This window comes from Cobetia sp. (assembly GCF_983723665.1).
In genome coordinates, this window is the sequence record NZ_CFDJES010000116.1 from 1 (window position 1) to 4161 (window position 4161).

The window sequence follows — 4161 nt, forward strand, 5'->3', positions numbered from 1 at the left end:
GAGTGGCGCTTCCTGCCGGTCGACGTGCGCTTCTGAGACGTGCGCTTCTGATTTGCTCCCAAGGCCATGGCTTCCTGAGGCATGGCTTCCATGGACATGCTTCATCGGCTTGGCCCGTGTAGCGGTGGCAGGCATACTGTGCCCATCGTGTTCCACGGCTTTTTTCGCTGACAGTTCAGACGCCTGCGCGCCACATTCATCGCGCCGCGCAGGCCGTCACAGGAGTTTCAAGGTATGGAAGGTATCAAGCACATTGTCGCGGTCGCTTCCGGCAAGGGTGGCGTCGGCAAGTCCACCGTCACCGCCAATCTGGCGCTGGCATTGGCGGCGGAAGGTCTCAAGGTCGGCCTGCTGGACGCCGACATCTATGGCCCGAGTCAGGCGCAGATGTTCGGCGTGCCGACCGGCCAGCGTCCGGAAATGGCCGGTGAGCAGGTCTTCAGCCCCATCGAGGCGCATGGCATCAAGACCATGTCGATGGCCTATCTGGTCGACGTGAAGGACCCGATGGTCTGGCGTGGCCCGATGGTCGCCGGTGCCTTCCAGCAGCTGCTCAACCAGACTGCCTGGGGCGAGCTTGACGTGCTGCTGATCGACATGCCGCCGGGCACCGGTGACATCCAGCTGACCCTGTCGCAGAAGGTGCCGGTCTCCGGCGCCGTCATCGTCACCACGCCGCAGGACATCGCACTGCTGGATGCCCAGAAGGGCATCGAGATGTTCCGCAAGGTCAAGGTGCCGGTGCTGGGTGTGGTCGAGAACATGAGCACTCACACCTGCAGCCAGTGTGGCCACAGCGAAGCGGTCTTCGGCGCGGGCGGTGGTGAGCGTATCGCCGATGAGTACCAGACTCGTCTGCTGGGCCAGCTGCCGCTGACCCTGAGCATTCGCGAGAATGCCGATGGCGGTCGCCCGAGCGTGATCGCTGAGCCGGACGGCGAAGTGGCCGCGAGCTTCCGCGCCATCGCGCGTCAGGTCTCCGAGTCTCTGGAAAGTGCCGGCGCAGACGAAGGCCCGAGCATCAGCTTCAGCTGAGCCCGACACGCCAGGCGCTAGCCGCGCGTGCCGAGGTTTCCAGCGACACAGCGGGCCGGTATCATGCTGGCCCGCGTTTCATGGCGCTCACGCGTCTCTCCCCATCAGTCAGTCAGGTACGCTCGATGAGCATCAAATCCGACAAGTGGATCCGTCGCATGGCCGAAAGCCACGACATGATCGAACCCTTTGAGCCCGATCAGGTGCGCTTTCACGATGAGCGCCGTGTGATTTCCTACGGCACTTCCAGCTACGGCTACGATGTGCGCTGCTCGGATGAGTTCAAGGTCTTCACCAACATCCATTCGGCGACGGTGGACCCCAAGCACTTCGATGAGAAGAGCTTCGTGGACGTGAAGGGTGACTCCTGCGTGATTCCGCCCAACTCCTTCGCGCTGGCCCGTACCATCGAGTACTTCCGCATTCCGCGTAACGTGCTGACCATCTGCCTGGGCAAGTCCACCTACGCGCGTTGCGGCATCATCGTCAACGTGACGCCGCTGGAGCCGGAGTGGGAAGGCCACGTCACCCTCGAGTTCTCCAACACTACCAACCTGCCGGCGCGTATCTACGCCAACGAAGGCGTGGCGCAGATGCTGTTCCTCGAGTCCGATGAAGTCTGCGAGACCAGCTACAAGGATCGCGGCGGCAAGTATCAGGGCCAGCGTGGCGTGACTCTGCCGCGTACCTGATACCCCTTGCTGCACGCTTGGGTATTGCGTTTACGCAAGTGACCTGCACGCGGCAAGACAAGAGTGTGGTAAGCCAGGAGCGCCTCCTTCGGGAGGCGCTTTTTTTTGTGTCTGCTTGTGCCTGCTCGTGGCGACGTGTGACGACGGTGGCAAGAGAGACGCCGATGGCAGGTAGCGAGAACGTGACACGCTCACAAGGCGCTGAGTCTTAGCCGGAAGTTGAACAAAACACGTGATTCAATCACTCGTTTTATTGCCTATGCTTGTCTGCAGGCCACCCCCAGAGTGGCTGCAGGACGGATACCTCCCACAAGCAAGGGGCACGCCATGCCATCGCGTTCACATCGCGCTGTATTCCCGCCGGCCAGCACCAGCGGCCTGGTCCGACGTTTCACCCTCAGCGGTCTCGCCCTCGCCATCAGCACCACCTTGCTGGCGACTCCCGCGCAGGCCTATTCCAATCTCTATCTCTTCGGCGACAGCCTGAGCGATTCCGGCCAGTTCCCCGATACCACCCTGGGTGGCCTCAACAGCCTGCGTTTCACCAACCGCAGCGGCCCGGATTATGAGAACTCGGCCTATGGCAGCGTCTCGACCCAGCTGCTGGCCACGGAACTGGGGCTGGCGGCAGAGCCTTCCACCTCGGTGATCTATCAGCTGGCCGGCTTCAGTGACGGCACCAACTACGCGGTGGGCGGCTACACCACGGCGCAGATTCTGGCCTCGGTGACCGACGAGGATGGCTCCGAGGTGGTCATCCCGCCGGGCAGTACCGGTGCGGGCACGGTGCTCAGGGTCGAGGATGGCTATCTGGTCAGCACCGGCGGCAGTGCTGACCCGGACGCCCTCTATTACGTCAACGGCGGTGGCAACGACTTCCTGCAGGGCGTGATCACCTCGCCGGCCACTGCGGTCGCCTCCGCCGGCAATCTGGCCTCCGCGGTGGAGGCGCTGGCAGCGGCGGGTGCCACCACCATCATGGTCTCCAACCTGCCGGATGTCGGCAGCACCCCGGCCGGCCAGTCGGCGGGCGCGGCGCAGGCGGCGGGGACCTCCGCGCTGGTAGGCGTCTTCAATGATGCGCTGGGCGCGCGACTGGCGGCGCTGGATGGCGAGGTCAACATCATCCGCCTGGATACCGTCGGCATTCTCGAGGAGGTGCTGGCATCACCGGCCGAGTTCGGCTTCGCCAGCGACGTGCCGCTGACCCAGGTGTGTTTCTCGGACAGCTGCAATGTCACGCCCTACGGCCTGGGCGGCGCAGCGGAAGACCCCGACAAGCTGCTGTTCAATGATGGCGTGCACCCGACCACCGCCGGCCAGGAGATTCTGGCCGACTACGCCTATGCGATGCTCGCCGCGCCCTCGGTGCTGGGGCTGGCGCCGCAGCTGGGCACGGGCGCGCTCAATGCCAGTCAGCGCAGCCTCGCCGATGAATTGCGTCCCGGTGCGCAGGACAGGCGCTCAGGGGAGGGCGTGCGCGTGTTCGCCATCGGCTCGGCGAGTGGCGGCACCGGCGATGGCGAGACCTCCAGCGGCCAGCAGGGCTTTGACAGCGAGCAGCGCGGTGCGGGTGTCGGCGTGATGCTGCCGCTGGACAACGCACTCGGCCAGGCCTGGGGCGGCGTTGCGGTCAGTCAGCGCAATGCGGACTTCGATGTCGATGATGGCAGTGAGCTTGAACTGGAAGGCCAGGTGTTCAGCCTGTTCGCGCGTCAGCAGCTGGGCAGGTTTGGCGTCCAGGCGGTGGCCAGTTACGGCGACTTCGATTACGACCTCGACCGCCATGTCGCACTGGGTCAGTCATCGCGCACCCTGTCCGGTGAGACCGATGGCGATGGCTTCAGCGCCGAGGCACGACTCGATTATCGCCTCACCGCCGCCGATTCGCTGTGGTACAACGCGCCCTTCGTGGCCTACCGCCATACCGAGTCCGACATCGATGGCTACACCGAATCCGGCTCCGCCGCCAACGCCCTGAGCGTCTCGGATCAGACGCTGCGCGATCGCCGGGTCGAGGCCGGCTTCATGGTCGACCGCGCCATCGCGGAGGGCTTCGGCCTCTACGGTGAGCTGGCCTACGGCAAGCGTCTGGATGATGACGCCGACAGCGCCGAGGTGCGTCTGGCGAGCCTGCCGACCAATGCCTACCGCGCCGAGGATTTGGATCGCGGCAGCGACAACTACCTGCGTGTCGACGGTGGCTGGCGCATGCAGCTCGGCCGCAATGCCATGCTGCATCTGGGCGCCGGCATCGAGACCTGGGATGAGGTGACGGCGCGCGGGGAGGTGGGGGTGAGTTACACCTTCTGAAAGCGAAGGCCATCGAGAGAGAAGTGAAGCTTTAAAAACAAGAAGACCCCGCGACATCGGCATGTCGCGGGGTCTTCTGTTTTCAGCTCGCTGTCAGCGCGCTATCAACTTGCTATCAGCT

At 64.3% G+C, this 4161-nt stretch carries 3 protein-coding genes; all 3 read left to right on the top strand.

What is annotated here, in order from left to right:
* Positions 1–198 precede the first annotated feature (198 nt).
* The gene (apbC, locus tag AC4FAH_RS11325) at positions 199–1035 is read left to right on the top strand and encodes an iron-sulfur cluster carrier protein ApbC (RefSeq protein WP_276315243.1); all 837 of its coding nucleotides are present in this window, start codon (positions 199–201) and stop codon (positions 1033–1035) included.
* 125 nt (positions 1036–1160) lie between these two features.
* Positions 1161–1727, top strand: coding sequence for a dCTP deaminase (dcd, locus tag AC4FAH_RS11330; RefSeq protein WP_043334107.1), 567 nt, complete (start codon positions 1161–1163; stop codon positions 1725–1727).
* A 327-nt stretch (positions 1728–2054) separates the two neighbouring features.
* Positions 2055–4040, top strand: coding sequence for an autotransporter outer membrane beta-barrel domain-containing protein (locus tag AC4FAH_RS11335; RefSeq protein ID WP_288987704.1), 1986 nt, complete (start codon positions 2055–2057; stop codon positions 4038–4040).
* Positions 4041–4161: the final 121 nt, after the last annotated feature.

Coding starts and splice junctions, on each gene's coding strand:
- AC4FAH_RS11335 (WP_288987704.1), top strand. CDS start 2,055: ATGCCATCGCGTTCACATCGCGCTGTATTCCCGCCGGCCAGCACCAGC.
- dcd (WP_043334107.1), top strand. CDS start 1,161: ATGAGCATCAAATCCGACAAGTGGATCCGTCGCATGGCCGAAAGCCAC.